General features: G+C 71.6%; 13 protein-coding genes. 3 read left to right on the plus strand and 10 right to left on the minus strand.

Annotated elements, in window-relative coordinates:
* Positions 1–34: 34 nt before the first annotated feature.
* The 5 genes from GGE06_RS34295 to GGE06_RS34315 all read right to left on the minus strand — a co-directional run bounded on the left by GGE06_RS34295 (position 35) and on the right by GGE06_RS34315 (position 7,531).
* Complete coding sequence (locus GGE06_RS34295) at positions 35–1,735, minus strand: FG-GAP repeat domain-containing protein (protein WP_246532906.1); 1,701 nt, start codon at positions 1,733–1,735, stop codon at positions 35–37.
* Between the two features lie 242 nt (positions 1,736–1,977).
* Positions 1,978–3,669 (minus strand): FG-GAP repeat domain-containing protein, encoded by a 1,692-nt coding sequence (locus tag GGE06_RS34300; protein WP_312883401.1) that lies wholly within the window; start codon positions 3,667–3,669, stop codon positions 1,978–1,980.
* Positions 3,670–3,891: 222 nt separating this feature from the next.
* Positions 3,892–5,601: an FG-GAP repeat domain-containing protein gene (locus GGE06_RS34305; RefSeq protein WP_246532908.1), complete on the minus strand. Its 1,710-nt coding sequence runs from the start codon at positions 5,599–5,601 to the stop codon at positions 3,892–3,894.
* Between the two features lie 254 nt (positions 5,602–5,855).
* A complete protein-coding gene (locus GGE06_RS34310) occupies positions 5,856–6,548 on the minus strand; it encodes a TetR/AcrR family transcriptional regulator (RefSeq protein ID WP_116160544.1) in 693 nt (230 codons plus the stop codon).
* Positions 6,545–7,531 (minus strand): acyl-CoA desaturase, encoded by a 987-nt coding sequence (locus GGE06_RS34315; RefSeq protein ID WP_181924616.1) that lies wholly within the window; start codon positions 7,529–7,531, stop codon positions 6,545–6,547. Before GGE06_RS34315 ends, GGE06_RS34310 begins: the two co-directional genes overlap by 4 nt.
* Positions 7,532–7,771: 240 nt before the next feature.
* Between GGE06_RS34315 and ppc the strand changes: the two genes are divergently transcribed.
* Positions 7,772–10,501, plus strand: coding sequence for a phosphoenolpyruvate carboxylase (ppc, locus tag GGE06_RS34320; RefSeq protein WP_116160545.1), 2,730 nt, complete (start codon positions 7,772–7,774; stop codon positions 10,499–10,501).
* A gap of 85 nt (positions 10,502–10,586) precedes the next feature.
* Here ppc and GGE06_RS34325 read toward each other — a convergent pair whose 3' ends face one another.
* The 5 genes from GGE06_RS34325 to GGE06_RS34345 all read right to left on the minus strand — a co-directional run bounded on the left by GGE06_RS34325 (position 10,587) and on the right by GGE06_RS34345 (position 15,249).
* The gene (locus GGE06_RS34325) at positions 10,587–11,426 is read right to left on the minus strand and encodes an LAVTG motif-containing sortase-dependent surface protein (RefSeq protein ID WP_184932623.1); all 840 of its coding nucleotides are present in this window, start codon (positions 11,424–11,426) and stop codon (positions 10,587–10,589) included.
* 170 nt (positions 11,427–11,596) lie between these two features.
* The gene (locus tag GGE06_RS34330; RefSeq protein WP_116160547.1) at positions 11,597–12,040 is read right to left on the minus strand and encodes a hypothetical protein; all 444 of its coding nucleotides are present in this window, start codon (positions 12,038–12,040) and stop codon (positions 11,597–11,599) included.
* Positions 12,041–12,080: 40 nt separating this feature from the next.
* Positions 12,081–12,677: an aminoacyl-tRNA hydrolase gene (pth, locus tag GGE06_RS34335; RefSeq protein WP_116160548.1), complete on the minus strand. Its 597-nt coding sequence runs from the start codon at positions 12,675–12,677 to the stop codon at positions 12,081–12,083.
* A 106-nt stretch (positions 12,678–12,783) separates the two neighbouring features.
* Positions 12,784–13,371, minus strand: a complete 588-nt coding sequence (locus GGE06_RS34340) for a 50S ribosomal protein L25/general stress protein Ctc (RefSeq protein ID WP_116160549.1) — start codon at positions 13,369–13,371, stop codon at positions 12,784–12,786.
* A 273-nt stretch (positions 13,372–13,644) separates the two neighbouring features.
* Complete coding sequence (locus GGE06_RS34345; protein WP_184932624.1) at positions 13,645–15,249, minus strand: penicillin-binding transpeptidase domain-containing protein; 1,605 nt, start codon at positions 15,247–15,249, stop codon at positions 13,645–13,647.
* A gap of 87 nt (positions 15,250–15,336) precedes the next feature.
* Between GGE06_RS34345 and GGE06_RS34350 the strand changes: the two genes are divergently transcribed.
* Together GGE06_RS34350 and GGE06_RS34355 are read left to right on the plus strand one after the other, a co-directional pair.
* Positions 15,337–16,284, plus strand: a complete 948-nt coding sequence (locus GGE06_RS34350; RefSeq protein WP_116160550.1) for a LysR family transcriptional regulator — start codon at positions 15,337–15,339, stop codon at positions 16,282–16,284.
* Positions 16,281–17,162, plus strand: a complete 882-nt coding sequence (locus tag GGE06_RS34355; RefSeq protein ID WP_184932625.1) for a serine hydrolase — start codon at positions 16,281–16,283, stop codon at positions 17,160–17,162. The genes GGE06_RS34350 and GGE06_RS34355 overlap by 4 nt, the downstream gene beginning before the upstream one ends.
* The last annotated feature ends 27 nt before the right edge of the window (positions 17,163–17,189 follow it).

Below are 17,189 nucleotides of genomic sequence, written 5' to 3' on the forward strand. Positions count from 1 at the left end.
TCCGGTGCGGGGCGCCCGCGAGGCACTCGGTCCGTTACTGGACGGAGTTGTAGATCCCCCAGCCGCCGCCGAGCTTGACGCGCGCGGTGAACTTGCCCGAGGTCGTGTTCAGGTAGCGGTAGAGGTCGCCGCCCGAGGTGATGCCGAGCAGGTCGCCCTTGCCGTCGGCGTTGAGGTCGCCGGGGGCGACGATCTTGGAGTACGTGTTCCAGCCGGTGCCGATCTTCAGACGGCTCTTGAACGGCGTGGTGGCGGTGCCGGTGCCGGCGTACAGGTACAGGTCGCCGGCGGAGGTGCGGGCCACGATGTCCGTGCGGCCGTCGCCCGTGTAGTCACCGGCGCCGACGATCTTGTTGTAGATGCCCCAGCCGGTGCCGACCTTGACGCGGGCGGCGAGGGCGGTGCCGGAGCCGTTGCCCTTGTACAGGTAGAGGTTGCCGGAGGCGTCGCGGGCGAGCAGGTCGCCCTTGCCGTCGCCGGACAGGTCACCGGGGGCGACCAGGGTGTTGTAGACGCCCCAGCCGCCGCCGAGGTCGTTGCCGTCGATCCACAGGTGGCCCTCGAACACGAAGCCGGTGTCGGACATGCCGTCCGCGTTCATCGAGGAGAAGTGGAGGGGGGCCGGACCGCCCGTCAGACCGCCGGCGCCGAGGATCTCCTCGCGCGGGTCCAGCTTGCCGGTGGTGCTGTTGTAGTACCAGTACCAGGCCCCGCCGGGCGTGGTGGCGAAGATGCCCTCCTTGCCCGTGTACGCGTTGTTGCCGGCGCCCGCGAACTGCTGGACGCCCGCCCAGCTGCCCGCGTCGCTGGCCTGCTGGCGCGAGGCCAGGGTGCCGTTGCCGTTGGCCGGGTAGTAGAACAGGGTGCCCGCGTTGTCCCGGGCGAGGAGGTCGCCGTCGCCGGCGGGCAGGATCTGGTTGTAGATGTTCCAGCCGCCGCCGACGGACTGGCGGGCGGCGAACGGCTGGGTGGTGCTGCCCGTACCGGCGTAGAAGTACAGGGTGCCGGCGGTGTCGCGGGCGTAGAGGTCGCCCTTGCCGTCGCCGTTGCCGTCGCCGAGGCCCACGAGCTGGTCGTAGGCGCCCCAGCCGCCGCCGATGAGGACGCGGCCGCCGAACGGCGCGTCCAGGTTGCCGGTGGCCAGGTACAGGTACAGCTGGCCGTCCTTGGTGCGGGCGACCACGTCGGCGCGGCCGTCGCCGTTCACGTCGCCGGGCGAGGTGACCTTGTTGTAGACCTGCCAGCCGCCGCCGACCACGTGCTCGTACGGCGTACCGGTCGGGTCGACGTCCGCGTACAGCTTGAGCGTGCCGTTCTCCGAGACGACGAGGACCTCGGGCTCGGTGGTGTCACCGCCCTGCTGGCCGATCGGGATGATGTCCTTGGCGACGTCGTCTTCGCGGTAGAGCTCGAAGACGTCGTCGAGGCTGGTGGCCGTGCTCGAGAGCTCGCCCTCCACGCCCCGGAAGATGACGTCGTCGATGCCGTCGCCGTCCAGGTCGGACAGCGGCAGCGAGGAGGCCTCGCCGGCGGCGGCGACGCCGGCGCGGGCGGCGCCCTTCTTCGGGAGCGTCAGCTTCGGCGGGGTGAAGGAGGGCGCCTCCTTCTTGACGGACGGAAGCGGCGCCGGGGTGTCGGCGGCGGAGGCCGTGCCCGCGAGGAGCATGCCGGCGGAGAGAGCGAGAGCGGTGCAGGCCGCGACGCGGCGAGCGCGCTTGGAGTGCTGGAACAGCAAGAGATCCCCCCCAGGGATCAGAGGTTCGACAGAACCAAACAGGGGGGCTCGTACGGCATCGAACGGCGTCAGCGCAGGCCAGTGGGCATGCGGAGACGACCTCGTTCGAAGGTCGGAACACCCCCCCGGATGTTGAACACGAGTCTACTCACGCTTGCGCCTGACGCCAGCGATCTACGGATGAACAACAGGCGCCCCGCACCCGAGCCGGGTGCGGGGCGCCTTCGGGCCCTGGCGGATCGTCAGGACATGCTGTTGTAGATGCCGTAGCCGGTGCCGATCTTGGCGCGCGCGGCGAACTTGCCCGGGGTGGTGTTCAGGTAGCTGTAGAGGTCGCCGCCCGAGGTGACGCCGAGGAGGTCGCCCTTGCCGTCGGCGTTGAGGTCGCCGGGGGCGACGATCTTGGAGTACGTGTTCCAGCCGGTGCCGATCTTCACGCGGGCCTTGAACGGCGTGGTGGCGTTGCCGGTGCCGGCGTACAGGTACAGGTCGCCGGCGGAGGTGCGGGCCACGACGTCCGTGCGGCCGTCGCCCGTGTAGTCACCGGCGCCGACGATCTTGTTGTACGTCCCCCAGCCGGTGCCGACCTTGACGCGGGCGGCGAGGGCGGTGCCGGAGCCGTTGCCCTTGTAGAGGTAGAGGATTCCGGAGGCGTCGCGGGCCAGCAGGTCGCCCTTGCCGTCGCCGGACAGGTCACCCGCGCCGACGATCGTGTTGTAGACGCCCCAGCCGCCGCCGAGGTCGACGCCGTCGATGGAGAGGCGGCCCTGGTAGATCTCCGCGATGTCCGACGAGGCGTCCGCGTCCATCGAGGACAGGTGGGTGAAGTTGGCGCCGTTCCAGCCGCCGACGTCACCCGCCTGGCTGCGGGCGTTGAGACCACCGCCGGTCGAGGCGCGGTACCAGAACAGCGTGCCGCGGGTGTCCCGCGCGAGGACGTCCTCCTTCTCGCCGGCGACCGGGTTGTTGCCCGCCCCGGCGAACTGCGGGATGCCGGTCCAGCCGCCCGTGTCGCTGAGCTGCTGACGGGCCGCGAGGGTGCCGTCGCCCTTGCCGGTGTAGTACCAGAGCGTGCCCTTCGAGTCGCGGGCGATCAGCTCGCCGTTGCCGTCGCCGTTGTCGTCGCCGACGGGCAGGATCTGGTTGTAGACGCCCCAGCCGGTGCCGATGGACCTGCGGGTGGCGAACGGCTTGGCCTTGTCGCCCGTACCGGCGTAGAACCACAGGTTCCCGGCGGTGTCGCGGCCGATCAGGTCCGCCCAGCCGTCGCCGTTGTTGTCGCCGATGCCGAGGAGCTGGTCGTAGATGTTGTAGCCGGTGCCGATCTTCACGCGCGACGCGAACGGCGCGGTGCGGACGCCGGTGGCGTAGTACAGCCACAGGTTGCCGTCGAGGTCGCGGGCGACCAGGTCCGCGCGGCCGTCGTCGTTGACGTCGCCGGGCGCGACGACCTTGTTGTAGATGTTCCAGCCGTTGCCCTGCCAGACGTAGCTCGCGCTGGTCGGCGTCGCGTCGGCGTACAGGCGGAGGGCGCCCTGCGAGGACAGCGTCAGGAGCTCGGGGCCGCTGGCGTTCCCGTCCTGGTTGCCGATCGGGATGATGTCCTTCGGCGGCGTGGTGATGGACGTGAACGCGTCCGCGGCGGCGGTCGTGTAGACCTTGCCGTCCCAGCCGCGGTAGATCAGGTCGCTGTAGCCGTCGCCGTCGAGGTCCGACAGCTGCGGCGAGGCGCCGACACCGGAGGCCGCCGTCGCGCCCTGACGGAGCGCGCCGCTCGTCGGCCGCGTCAGGGACGGCGGGGTGAAGTCCGCCGCCGGCTTCTCGACGGCCGGGCGCGGCGCCGGAGAGTCGGCGATCGCGGGGCTCGCGAGGAGCATGCCGGCGGAGAGGACGAGCGCGGTGCACGCGCCGAGGCGCGTACGCGTGAAGTGCACAGAACGCAAAGAGATCCCCCCCAGGGATCAGAATGTCGTGGGACCGGAAACGGGTCCGCGGCGCCTCGCTACGGAGGAAACGCGTACGAAGGGCGAACCCCCCGGGTGTGGGGGGAGCATACCTCCCGGTCGTGACGGCTCTCCGACCCGCAGGAGGCGGACGCGGGAACGCCCCGCACCGGGGAACCGGTGCGGGGCGTCCTGCGAGGTGCGCGGTACGACTTAGTACAGACCGTTGTAGATCTGGTAGCCGGTGCCGATGGAGGCGCGCGGCTTGAAGACGTAGCCCGTGTCGCCGGTGCCGGAGTAGCGGAACAGCTCGCCGCCCGAGTTCACCGCGAGGAGGTCGGCCTTGCCGTCACCCGTGATGTCACCGGGCGCCACGATCTTCGCGTACGCGTTCCAGCCGCCGCCGATCTTCACGCGGGACTTGAACGCGTAGCCCGCCTGGCCGGTGCCCTGGTACAGGTACAGGGTGCCGTCCTTGGCGCGGGCGATCAGGTCGTTGAGGCCGTCGCCGCTGTAGTCGCCCGAGCCGACGATCCGGTCGTACGCGTTCCAGCCGCCGCCGATCTTGACGCGGGCGTGCAGGGCGTTGCCGTCGTAGTTGCTCCGGTAGAGCCACAGGACGCCGTCGCGGTCACGGGCCACGAAGTCGCCGGTGCCGTCGCCGTTCAGGTCGCCGGGGCCGGCGATCTGGTTGATCGCGCCCCAGCCGCCGCCGAAGTCGGTCTCGTTGCCGTAGAGGTGACCGTCGAAGATCTCCAGCGTGTCGGAGACCGCGTTCCGGCCGAGGGAGTTGACCTCGAACAGCGTCGCGCCGTACCAGCCGTTGTCGTCGCTGATCTGGATGCGGGGCGCGACCCGGCCGTTGTTCATCGAGTCGTACCAGAAGAGCGTGCCGCCCTTGGTGCGGGCGACCATGCCCTCCTTGCCGTGCGCCGGGACGTTGCCCGCGCCGGAGAACTGGTCCACGCCGTCCCAGGCGCCCACGGAGCCGACCTGCTTGCGCGAGGTGTAGTAGCCGCGGCCGGTGCCGAAGTACTCGTACAGCGTGCCGTCGACGCCGCGCGCGAGGACGTCGGGGATCCCGTTCGCGTTGTCGTCGTCGATGCCGATGATCTGGTTGTACTGCTGCCAGCCCCGGCCGACCTCCTTGCGCGGCTTCAGCGTGTACGGGCTGTCGGAGCTCCCGTAGTAGAAGAGCACGCCGGAGGGCGTACGGGCGAGGAAGTCGCCCTTGCCGTCGCCGTCGCTGTCGCCGAGGCCGATCAGCTGGTCGTAGGCGTACCAGCCCTTGCCGACCAGCTTGCGCGCGTGGAACGGGGCGTTCGGGGTGCCGGTGGAGACGTACACGTACAGCTCGCCGGCGGGCGTACGGGCCAGCACGTCGGCGCGGCCGTCACCGCTGAGGTCGCCGGGCGAGAAGATCTTGTTGTAGATCTGCCAGCCCGCGCCGACCCAGCGGAGGCTGCCGTAGGACGTGGTGGCGTCGCCGTACACGCTCAGCGCGCCGAACTTCGAGAGCGTCAGGATCTCGGGACCGCTGCCGTTCTTGTCCTGGTCGCCGAGCGGGATGACGTCCTTGACGAAGGAGGTGTCACCGTCGTTGCGGATGAACTCGGCGCCCTCGGAGTTCGTCGTCGCCGTGCGCAGCGAGCCGTTGATGCGCATGATGAGGTCGGTCCGGCCGTCGCCGTCCAGGTCCGAGCGCGACGGCGGACGCTCCGCCGTGACGCCGGCGAGCCCGGCGCGGGCGCCGTCCGTCTGCGGGACGGTCCGCAGCGACGGGGCGGCGGGAGACTGCGCGGGCTTCTCGGTGGCCGCGTGCGGCGCCGGCGCGTCGGCCGACGCGGGGCCCGCGAGGAGCATGCCCGCAGAGAGGGCGAGGGCGGTGCAGCCCGCGAGGCGGCGGGCACGCTGGGAACGCATGAAGAACAAAAAGATCCCCCCCAGGGATCAGAGGTTCGACGGAACCAAACAGGGGGGCTCGAACAGGCGTCGAACGGCGTCAGCGCAGGGCGGAAAGCACGCGGAGACGACCTCGTAGGACGGTCGGAACACCCCCCCGGATGTTGAACACGAGTCTACTCACGGCGCCGCCGATTACCAGATGTTTACCTCGCCGAATCCGACCGTCCGGTCGTTTCTCGCCTCCCGGCCCCCCGCCGGGCCCGGCGCCGGCGTCAGTTCTTCCGGTGCCCTATCAGCCGCGGCTTCTGCTCCAGACCGTCCAGACCGTGCCACGCCAGGTTCACCAGATGCGCCGCGACCTCCGACTTCTCCGGCTTGCGGACGTCCAGCCACCACTGACCCGTCAGCGCCACACTGCCCACCAGCGCCTGCGCGTACAGCGGCGCCAGCTTCGGGTCGAAGCCCCGCGCCTTGAACTCCAGGCCCAGGATGTCCTCCACCTGGGTGGCGATGTCACTGATCAGCGACGCGAACGTGCCCGTCGACTGCGCCACCGGCGAATCCCGCACGAGGATCCGGAACCCGTCCGTGTAGTTCTCGATGTAGTCGAGCAGCGCGAACGCCGCCTGCTCCAGGAGCTCCCGCGGATGCCCCGCCGTCAGCGCCCCCGTCACCCCGTCCAGGAGCTGCCGCATCTCCCGGTCGACGACGACCGCGTACAGCCCCTCCTTGCCGCCGAAGTGCTCGTACACCACCGGCTTGGACACCCCGGCCTTCGCCGCGATCTCCTCCACCGACGTGCCCTCGAAGCCCTTCTCCGCGAAGAGCGTGCGACCGATGTCGAGCAGCTGCTCCCGGCGCTCCGCGCCCGTCATCCGCACCCGGCGCCCCCGCCGGGGCTTCTGCTCTCCGCCGCTGCTGCCGGTACCGCCGGTCCTGCCCTCGATCGCCACGTCTTCCATCATGCCGCGTCTGCGGACGCGGTCCGGCGCCGGGCTTCGATGCGGGACTTCGCCGGCCAGCGCACATCGCTCGCCCAGCCCAGCTGCTCGAACCAGCGGATCAGCCGCGCACTGGAGTCGACCTGCCCGCGCAGCACCCCGTGCCGCGCCGACGTCGGGTCCGCGTGGTGCAGGTTGTGCCAGGACTCGCCGCAGGACAGCACCGCCAGCCACCACACGTTCCCCGAACGATCACGCGACTTGAACGGACGCTTGCCCACCGCGTGACAGATCGAGTTGATCGACCACGTGACGTGGTGCAGCAGCGCCACCCGCACCAGCGAGCCCCAGAAGAACGCCGTGAACGCGCCCCACCACGACATCGTCACCAGACCGCCCACCACCGGCGGGATCGCGAGCGACACGACCGTCCACAGCACGAACTGGCGCGAGATCGCCCGGATCGCCGGATCCTTGATCAGATCGGGCGCGTACTTGTGCTGCGGCGTCTGCTCCTCGTCGAACATCCAGCCGATGTGCGCCCACCACAGGCCCTTCATCAGCGCCGGAACCGTCTCGCCGAACCGCCACGGCGAGTGCGGGTCACCCTCCGCGTCCGAGAACTTGTGGTGCTTGCGGTGATCGGCCACCCACCGCACCAGCGGACCCTCCACCGCGAGCGACCCCATGATCGCCAGCGCGATCCGCAGCGGCCGCTTCGCCTTGAAGGAACCGTGCGTGAAGTACCGGTGGAAACCGATCGTGATCCCGTGGCAGCCGATGTAGTACATGACGACCATCAGCCCCAGATCCAGCCAGCTCACCCCCCAGCCCCACGCCAGCGGCACCGCCGCGAGCAGCGCCAGGAACGGCACCGTGATGAACAGCAGCAGGGTGATCTGCTCGATCGAACGCTTGCTGTCCCCGCCCAGCGTGGCGGAGGGCAGCGGCGCCTCGGCGGCGTCCGGCGCCTCGGACGCCGACGTCATCTCGGGGCTCATGGTCATGGGTGTCCCTGGGGGGTGAGGGGAAGGGGAAACGCGTCGAAGGACGGATCCGTGGCTACGCATCCGTAACCTACGGCGTCGTAAGTATGGCAGCGCCGTGGCGCGCGGCAAGAGGGCGCAAAGAAGGGGCCTGCCCGCCGCCCACCATGTGGACACCTATCCTGGGGGCGTCGGACAGCGCGGTCCGCAAGCCTCCAGAACCCCTCCAGACGTGCTCAAACACTGCAAGGAGCCGCACCTGTGAGCAGTGCCGACCAGACCCCCACCGCCAGCACCGAGCTGCGCGCCGACATCCGCCGACTGGGCGACCTCCTCGGCGAGACCCTCGTGCGCCAGGAGGGCCACGAACTCCTCGACCTCGTCGAGAAGGTCCGCCGCCTCACCCGCGAGGACGGCGAAGCCGCCGCCGAGCTCCTCCGGGGCGTCGAACTCGAGACGGCCGCCAAGCTCGTACGCGCCTTCTCCACCTACTTCCACCTCGCGAACGTCACCGAGCAGGTCCACCGCGGCCGCGAGATGCGCGAGAAGCGCGCCGCCGAGGGCGGCCTCCTCGCCCGCACCGTCGACATGCTCAAGGACGGCGACCCCGAGCACGTACGCGAGACGGTCAAGAACCTCAACGTGCGCCCCGTCTTCACCGCGCACCCCACCGAGGCCGCCCGCCGCTCCGTCCTCAACAAGCTCCGGCGCATCGCCGCGCTCCTGGAGGCCCCGGTCAGCCAGGTCGAGCGCCGCCGCACCGACCTGCGGCTCGCCGAGAACATCGACCTCATCTGGCAGACCGACGAACTCCGGGTCGTCCGCCCCGAGCCCGCCGACGAGGCCCGCAACGCCATCTACTACCTCGACGAGCTGCACGCCGAAGCCGTCGGCGACGTCCTGGAGGACCTCGCCGCCGAACTCGAGCGCGTCGGCGTCGAACTGCCCGCCGGCACCCGCCCGCTCACCTTCGGCACCTGGATCGGCGGCGACCGCGACGGCAACCCCAACGTCACCCCCCAGGTGACCTGGGACGTCCTCATCCTCCAGCACGAGCACGGCATCACCGACGCGCTCGAACTCATCGACTTCCTGCGCGGACTGCTCTCCAACTCCATCCGCTACACCGGAGCCACCCAGGAACTCCTGGACTCCCTCCAGCGCGACCTGGACCTCCTCCCGGAGATCAGCCCCCGCTACAAGCGCCTCAACGCCGAGGAGCCGTACCGCCTCAAGGCCACCTGCGTCCGGCAGAAGCTCGTCAACACCCGCGAGCGCCTCGCGAACGGCACCCCGCACCAGGACGGCCGCGACTACCTCGGCACCGCCGACCTCATCCACGACCTCACCCTGATCCAGACCTCCCTGCGCGAGCACCGCGGCGCCCTCTTCGCCGACGGCCGCATGGACCGGGTCATCCGCACCCTCTCCGCCTTCGGCCTCCAGCTCGCCACCATGGACGTCCGCGAGCACGCCGAGGCCCACCACCACGCCCTCGGCCAGCTCTTCGACCGCCTCGGCGAGGAGTCCTGGCGGTACGCGGACATGCCCCGCGACTACCGGCAGAAGCTGCTCGCCAAGGAGCTCCGCTCCCGCCGCCCGCTCGCCCCGACCCCGGCCCCGCTGGACGCCGCCGGCGAGAAGACCCTCGGCGTCTTCCACACCATCAAGGAGGCCTTCGAGCGCTTCGGCCCGGAGGTCATCGAGTCGTACATCATCTCGATGTGCCAGGGCGCCGACGACGTCTTCGCCGCCGCCGTCCTCGCCCGCGAGGCCGGCCTCGTCGACCTGCACGGCGGCTGGGCCAAGATCGGCATCGTGCCGCTCCTGGAGACCACCGACGAGCTCAAGGCCGCCGACGTCATCCTCGACGACATGCTCGCCGACCCCTCCTACCGGCGCCTCGTCTCGCTGCGCGGCGACGTCCAGGAGGTCATGCTCGGCTACTCCGACTCCTCCAAGTTCGGCGGCATCACCACCAGCCAGTGGGAGATCCACCGCGCCCAGCGCAGGCTGAGGGACGTCGCCCACCGCTACGGGGTCCGGCTGAGGCTGTTCCACGGCCGCGGCGGCACCGTCGGCCGCGGCGGCGGCCCCTCGCACGACGCGATCCTCGCCCAGCCCTGGGGCACCCTGGAGGGCGAGATCAAGGTGACCGAGCAGGGCGAAGTCATCTCCGACAAGTACCTCATCCCGTCCCTGGCCAGGGAGAACCTGGAACTGACGGTCGCCGCCACGCTCCAGGCCTCCGCCCTGCACACGGCGCCGCGCCAGTCCGACGACGCGCTCGCCCGCTGGGACGCGGCCATGGACACCGTCTCGGACGCCGCCCACACCGCGTACCGCAGGCTCGTCGAGGACCCCGACCTCCCCGCGTACTTCTTCGCCGCCACCCCCGTCGACCAGCTCGCCGACCTGCACCTCGGCTCCCGGCCCTCCCGCCGCCCCGACTCCGGCGCGGGACTCGACGGACTCCGCGCCATCCCGTGGGTGTTCGGCTGGACCCAGTCCCGCCAGATCGTCCCCGGCTGGTACGGCGTCGGCTCCGGCCTCAAGGCCCTGCGCGAGGCCGGCCTCGACGCCGTCCTCGGCGAGATGCACGAGCGCTGGGGCTTCTTCCGCAACTTCCTCTCCAACGTCGAGATGACGCTGGCCAAGACGGACCTGCGGATCGCCCGCCACTACGTCGACACCCTCGTCCCCGACGACCTCAAGCACGTCTTCGACACCATCGAGGCCGAGCACGCGCTGACCGTCGCCGAGGTCCTCAAGGTCACCGGCGGCGAGAAGCTCCTCGACTCCAACCCGGTCCTCCAGCAGACCTTCGCCATCCGCGACGCCTACCTGGACCCGATCTCCTACCTCCAGGTCGCGCTCCTCGCCCGCCAGCGCGCGGACGCCGAGCGCGGCCAGGACCCGGACCCGCTGCTCGCCCGGGCCCTGCTCCTCACGGTGAACGGCGTGGCGGCGGGCCTCCGCAACACCGGCTGACGTCCTGCCCGTCCCCATGACGATGCCCCCGTGGAAACCTCCACGGGGGCATCGTCATGACGGCGTACGTCGGTGACGCGGGGCCTTAGTTCTGCTGGGCCTTGCGACGGCGGGTCACCAGGACCGCACCGGCGGCCGCGAGGGCCAGGGCGACGGCGGCGATGATGCCGACGGGGGCGCTGGAGCCGGTCTCGGCCAGGTTGCCGTTCTCGTCCTTGACCTCGCCGCCGGTGGCGGAGCCGCCCGTGGCGGAGGTCTCGCCCGTGGCGGAACCACCGGTCGTGGAACCGCCGGTGGCGGAGGTCTCGCCGGAGGCGGAGCCGCCCGTGGCGGTCGTCTCACCGGTGGTGGAGCCACCCGTGGTGGTCTCGCCGGTGGTCGAACCGCCGGTGGTGGTCTCACCCGTGGTGGTCTCACCCGTGGTGGTCTCGCCGGTCGTCGTCTCACCGGTGGTGGAGCCGCCCGTGGTCTGCTCGCCCGTGGTGGAGCCGCCCGTGGTCTGCTCACCGGTGGTGGAGCCGCCCGTGGTCTGCTCGCCGGTCGTGCCGCCGGTGGTGGAGGTGGCCACGCAGGTGTGGGACAGGTTGAACCAGCCCTGCTTGATGACACCGTCGACGTCGGCCTCGGCCGACACCAGCTTCGCGCCCGGCTCGGAGGCCACGTACGCGTGCTTGTCGGACGGCGGACCGAAGGAGGTGATGACCTGCTCGCCACCCGGCTCGAACGTCACCGTCAGCTTGACGAAGTTGACGCCGTTCGTGGGGATGACGAAGTGCCACCCGTCCTTGTCGGCCGGGATCGTCGGGCAGTCACCGTCGTGGGACGCCTCGGACGCCAGGATCGGCGTCGGCTGGTGGAGCGCGTAGTGGTGGGAGCCGTCCGACGCGAAGGCGGCGGGGGCCAGGGCCAGGGAAGAGCCCGCCATGGCCGCGACAAGAGCGGCTGCGGGTATGAAGGAGCGTCGCATGTGCAGTCGTCCATCTGTGGGATGAGGATGCCGTGGGAGGTGGCTGGGGCAGCCTATCCATCGCCTTAAGTCGCCTTTAAGGCAGCAGTCCATAACGATTGACCCGGGAACCGGGTGCAACCGGGGCATCAGAGGGCGAAGAACGCCGCCACCAGCACCGCACCGCCGACCCCCGCCAGCGACCACGCCGTCCGCCGCAGCCGCAACCCACCGCCCACCAGAGGCGCCGCCAGAAGCAGCGCCCCGCCCAGCGGAAGCCACGCGTGCAACCCGCCGCCCCAGCCCGTCCGCACGCCCTCGTCCGTGCCCGGCTTCACCACCACCGGGATCGTCACGCCCTTCTCCGCCGCCACCGAACGCGCGATCGTCAGCGTCCGGCGCGTCGACGACGGATCCTCCGGGGTGTAACGCCCACTGCACGTCTCGTCGTTGCAGTCGGTCACCGCCAGCGTCCCGTGCTCACGGCCCTTCGCGAGCAGGACGTGCTGGGCGGAGTTCCACGAGGACCACGCACCCGCGACGAGGAGGAGCAGGGCGACCAGGGCCACGGCGGCGTTACGGACGTGCGTCATGACCCGCGATCGTACAGTCGTACGTTCCCGGCGCCAGGCCCTACGAGTTGTACGCCGACTGGGCCCGCTCCAGGCCCTCCGCCACCAGGCACTCCACCGAGTCCGCCGCCCGGTCCACGAACCAGTCCAGGTCCTTGCGCTCCGTCGACGAGAAGTCCTTCAGGACGAAGTCCGCGACCTGCATCCGGCCCGGCGGACGCCCGATCCCGCACCGCACCCGGTGGTAGTCCGCGCCCATCGCCTTCGTCATCGACTTCAGACCGTTGTGCCCGTTGTCGCCGCCGCCCAGCTTCAGCCGCAGCACCCCGTAGTCGATGTCCAGCTCGTCGTGGACCGCCACGACGTGCGCCGTCGGCACCTTGTAGAAGTCGCGCAGCGCCGTCACCGGACCGCCCGAGAGGTTCATGTACGACATCGGCTTCGCGAGGATCACCCGCCGGTTCTCAGGACCCGGAGGCCCCATCCGGCCCTCGACGACCTGCGCCTGCGCCTTCTGCGCCCGCTTGAACGAGCCGCGGATCCGGTCCGCGAGCAGGTCCACGACCATGAAACCGATGTTGTGCCGGTTGGCCGCGTACTCGGGCCCGGGGTTGCCGAGGCCGACGATCAGCCAGGGCGCGTTCGCGTCGTCCGTCATGTGCGTCAGGTCTCCTCGTATCCGTGCACAGCGCGTCCGTACAAGAGAAACGGGGTGACGGGCCCGTACGGCCCGTCACCCCGTCACGTCAGGCAGAGCCTACGGCTCAGGCCTCGGCGCCCTCGGCGGCCTCGGCCTCGGCGGCCGGCTCCTCGGCCTGGGCGGCCAGGACCTGCAGGACGACGGCGTCGGCGTCGGTCACCAGGGTCGCGCCCTTCGGGAGGGTGATGTCCTTGGCGAGGACGGAGGCACCGGCCTCCAGGCCCTCCACGGAGACCGTGACGGCCTCGGGGAGGTGGGTGGCCTCGGCCTCGACGGAGAGGGTGCCGAGCACGTGCTCCAGCAGGTTGCCGCCGGCGGCGAGCTCACCCTCGGCCTGGACCGGGATCTCGACCGTGACCTTCTCGCCGCGCTTGACGAGGAGCAGGTCGACGTGGATCAGGAAGCCCTTGATGGCGTCACGCTGGACGGCCTTCGGGATCGCCAGCTCGTTCTTGCCGTCGATGTCCAGGGAGAGCAGGACGTTCGGCGTACGGAGCGCGAGACCGAGCTCGTGGGCCGGAAGGGTGATGTGGGCCGGCTCCGAGCCGTGGCCGTAGACGACCGCGGGGACCTGCGAGTCACGGCGGATCGCACGGGCGGCGCCCTTGCCGAACTCGGTGCGGACGGAAGCGGCGAGCTTGACCTCGGACATGGTGCACTCCTCGTAGAAGGTGACGAAAAAGGTGGTCACCCGGCCACGACTGGCGATGGCCTGCTACGAAGAGCGCGTCGATAACGGACCGCCGTGACCCTTACGGGCACGGCCTCCCTCGCCGAGCAACTACGGCAGTCTACCCGCCGCTCCGGACCACCCCAAATGGATCAACCCACCGACCCCGACCCACCCGGCCCGCCCGGCCCCACCCCCGGCCGGACCGGCAGGGCAGTGCCTCCGCCCCGCCGCCCCGGCCGCCAGGCCGGCCCGTCAGCCCGCCAGCTCGTTCAGCAGGTCCCGCAGCACCGGGCCCGCCGAGCCCGAGCCGCTCTCCGCCCCCTCCACCACGCACGCCACCGCGATCTCCCCGTCGTACGCCACCAGCCAGCCGTTGTTGTTCCCGTCCTCCGTCACCTCGGCCGTCCCCGTCTTCGCCCCCACCTCACCCGGCACCCCCGCCAGCACCTTCGCCGAACCGTCCGTCACCGTGTCCCGCATCAGCGACCGCAGCCCCGCCACCACCCCCGCGGGCAGCGGCTTCGTCGCCACCTCCGGCTGCTCCGTCCCCTTCACCAGCAGCGGCTGGTGGAACGTCCCCGACACCGCCGTCGCCGTCACCGACGCCATCGCCAGCGGATTCGTCCGCAGCCGCCCCTGCCCGAACAGCGACGCCGCCTTCTCCGGCTCGTCCGCCGGCACCGGCACCTCCGCGTCCACCGAACTCACACCCGTCTTCCACTCCGGACCGAGACCGAAGTACTCCTTCGCGAACACCGTCATCTCGTCGTTCGCGAGACGCCCCCGCAGCGCCACGAACGCCGTGTTGCACGACTGGATGAAGTCCTGCCGGAACGTGGCGTCCGGGATCTCCGACGTCTCCACGTTGTGGAACTGCTTCCCCACCGTCAGGTACTTCGGACAGTCCACCCGCGACCGAGGCGTCACCGCCCCCTTCGCCAGCAGCGCCGCACTCGTCACCACCTTCCACGTCGACCCCGGCGCGTACGTCCCCTGGAACGCCCGGTTGAAGCCGCCCGACGGACCGTTCACCACCGCGACCACCTCACCGGTGTCGATCCGCAGCGCCACCAGACCCGCACTCCGCCCCCGGGCGTGCCGCGCGAGCGCCTCCTCCGCCGCCCGCTGCGTCCGCGCGTCGATCGTCGTCCGCAGCGGACCCCCGCCCTTCCCCGGATCCGGCCCGAACCGCACCGCCGTCCCCTTCGCCTCCCCGGTGACCCGGTCCACCACCTGCACCTCGCCCCGCGGCGTCCCCCCGCCGAGACCCAGCACCGACACCAGCGACGGATGCTCCGCCGCCGAGATCGGCTTCCCGTCCCGGTCGACCGCCGCCAGCTCCTCCGACTCCTCCTGCACCAGCTTGAACCGCTGCTTGTCGTTCAACTGCGGATGGATCAGCGGCAGCTCCCACCGCACCCGCCACCCCGCATCCGTACGCGCCAACGCCAGCTCCGAGCCGTACGACCACGTGCCGAGCCCCGCCACCGGCATCCTCGCCGCGAACGCGAGCCGCGCCCCCGCCTCACCCTCCGCCCGGGCCGCACCCGCCGTCAGCACCGGCTTCGCGATCTCCAGACCCGCCGTGAAGTTCCGCAGCGTCTGCTCCGCCTTCTCCGGCGCATCCGTCAACCGCCCCGCCGCCGCCAGATCACCCGCGGCCCACCTGCCCAGAAACGCCTTCGCTGTCCGCACGGCCTCCGGATCCGCCACCACCGGCCCCTCCGCACCCGGCTTCAGCGGCCCGTACGCCACCGCCCACCCGGCGGCCCCCGCCACCAGCACCCCCGCCACCGCCACCGCCGGCCACCTGCGCCGACGGCCCCGGCCCCGTACCTGTCCCCGATGAGTCGTCATGCCAGGCAGCGAAACAGACACCCGTACGACCAGTCCAAGACGCATATCAGGAACGAAGCCATAGGCGAACACCTATCCTTGCTGCTCATGGACCTGCTCCTGCACCTGCGGTACTTCCGGACCGTCGCCGAGGAACAGCACTTCGGCCGCGCCGCCGCCCGCCTGCGCATGGCCCAGCCCTCCCTCTCCCAACGCATCCAGCGCCTCGAACGCGAACTCGGCGTCCGCCTCCTCGACCGCGGACCCCGCGGCGCCACCCTCACCCCCGCAGGACGCCTCGTCCTCGCCGACACCGAACACCTCCTCACCGCCGCCGACCGCCTCACCGCCACCGTCGCCCGCGTCCACAGCGGCGCCCTCGGCACCCTCCGCGCCGCCGTACCCCCCGGCCTCGGCGCCCCCGCCGTCGGCGCCCTCCTCACCGCCTTCCGCACCCGCTCACCCGGCGCCGACCTCGAACTCCGCGAACTCCCCACCACCGAACAGACCGCCGAACTCACCGCCGGCACCCTCGACGTCGGCATCGTCCGCCACCCCTGCCCCGCCCCCGGCCTCGCCTTCGGCCCCACCCTCCACCAGCCCCTCGGCGCCCTCCTCGCCGCCGACGACCCCCTCGCCGCACCCCCCGAACTCCCCACCGCCGCCCTCACCGGCCGCGACCTCGTCCTCTTCCCCCGCGCCGAAGCCCCCGCCCTCCACGACGAGACCCTCACCGCCTGCGCCCGCCACGGCTGCACCCCCGCCACCGTCCACGAAGCCGCAGGACCCGACTTCACCCGCGGCCTCGTCCTCTCCGGCCACGCCATCGCCCTCGTCCCCCGCACCCCCGACGGCGCCGGCACCGTCTGGCGCCCCCTCCGCGGCAACCCCGTCACCTGGCGCACCTCCACCGCCTGGCCCGACGGCAAGGACGGACCCGCCGTCCGCCTCTTCGCCGACACCGCCCACGAGATCCTCCGCGAGCACGCCGACATGCGCCCCGCACCGTCCGCCAGGATGGTCTTCCCCCGCCCCGCATCGGAGTTCCCCCTGTGACCCCCCACCCCGCCGCCCGCCGCATCACCGCGGCCTTCACCGACGCGGGCGTCACCGGCCGGCTCCACGCCACCGACATCGACACCGGCGCCGCCCTCGGCGTCGGCTCCGACACCCCCGTACCGACCGCCAGCGTCCACAAGCTCTGCCTCGTCGCCACCCTCTACCGCCGGGCCCACCTCGGCCTCGTCGACCCCACCCGCCCCGTCGACATCCCCGCCGAAGGCCGCGCCCCCGGCTCCACCGGCCTCTCCGTCATGCGCGACGCCGCCCGCCTCTCCCTCCGCGACCTCGCGAGCCTCGCCGTCGCCGTCAGCGACAACACCGCCGCCGACCTCCTCTGGGACGCCCTCGGCCTCGACACCGTCAACACGACCATGGCCGAACTCGGACTCACCCACACCCGAGCCGTCCACACCATGCGCGAGCTGTACGAGACGATGCGCGAGGACGCCGCCGGCGACCCCGCCGCCTACACCGACCCCGCCGCCGTCACCCGCCTCCGCGCCCTCGACCCCACCCGCACCAACCGCTCCACCCCCCGCGAGATCACCGCCCTCCTCGCCGCCGTCTGGCGCGACGAGGTCTGCCCCGGCGAGTACGGCGAAGAACTGCGGGCCCTCCTCGGCCTCCAGGCCTGGACCCACCGCCTCGCCGCCGGCTTCCCCTTCGACGACGTCCGCGTCAGCGGCAAGACCGGCTCCCTGCCCACCCTCCGCCACGAGGCCGGCGTCGTCGAATACCCCGACGGAGGCCGGTACGCCGTCGCCGTCTTCACCCGGGCGGCCTCCACCGACGTCACCCTGCCGGCGGCGGACGCGGCGATCGGGAGGGCGGCGAGGATCGCGGTCGACGCACTGAGAACGCCCAGCGCATGAAGAAGGGCCGCTTCCCCCAACCGGGGG

The organism is Streptomyces nymphaeiformis, from assembly GCF_014203895.1.
GTDB classification, from domain to species: Bacteria; Actinomycetota; Actinomycetes; order Streptomycetales; family Streptomycetaceae; genus Streptomyces; species Streptomyces nymphaeiformis.

What these genes read in the sequence shown, in the direction of transcription:
- GGE06_RS34305 (WP_246532908.1), bottom strand. Translation starts at nt 5,601, where the DNA reads ATGCGTTCCCAGCGTGCCCGCCGCCTCGCGGGCTGCACCGCCCTCGCC.
- GGE06_RS34310 (WP_116160544.1), bottom strand. Translation starts at nt 6,548, where the DNA reads ATGATGGAAGACGTGGCGATCGAGGGCAGGACCGGCGGTACCGGCAGC.
- GGE06_RS34315 (WP_181924616.1), bottom strand. Translation starts at nt 7,531, where the DNA reads ATGACCATGAGCCCCGAGATGACGTCGGCGTCCGAGGCGCCGGACGCC.
- GGE06_RS34325 (WP_184932623.1), bottom strand. Translation starts at nt 11,426, where the DNA reads ATGGCGGGCTCTTCCCTGGCCCTGGCCCCCGCCGCCTTCGCGTCGGAC.
- GGE06_RS34330 (WP_116160547.1), bottom strand. Translation starts at nt 12,040, where the DNA reads ATGACGCACGTCCGTAACGCCGCCGTGGCCCTGGTCGCCCTGCTCCTC.
- pth (WP_116160548.1), bottom strand. Translation starts at nt 12,677, where the DNA reads ATGACGGACGACGCGAACGCGCCCTGGCTGATCGTCGGCCTCGGCAAC.
- GGE06_RS34340 (WP_116160549.1), bottom strand. Translation starts at nt 13,371, where the DNA reads ATGTCCGAGGTCAAGCTCGCCGCTTCCGTCCGCACCGAGTTCGGCAAG.
- GGE06_RS34345 (WP_184932624.1), bottom strand. Translation starts at nt 15,249, where the DNA reads ATGACGACTCATCGGGGACAGGTACGGGGCCGGGGCCGTCGGCGCAGG.
- GGE06_RS34350 (WP_116160550.1), top strand. Translation starts at nt 15,337, where the DNA reads ATGGACCTGCTCCTGCACCTGCGGTACTTCCGGACCGTCGCCGAGGAA.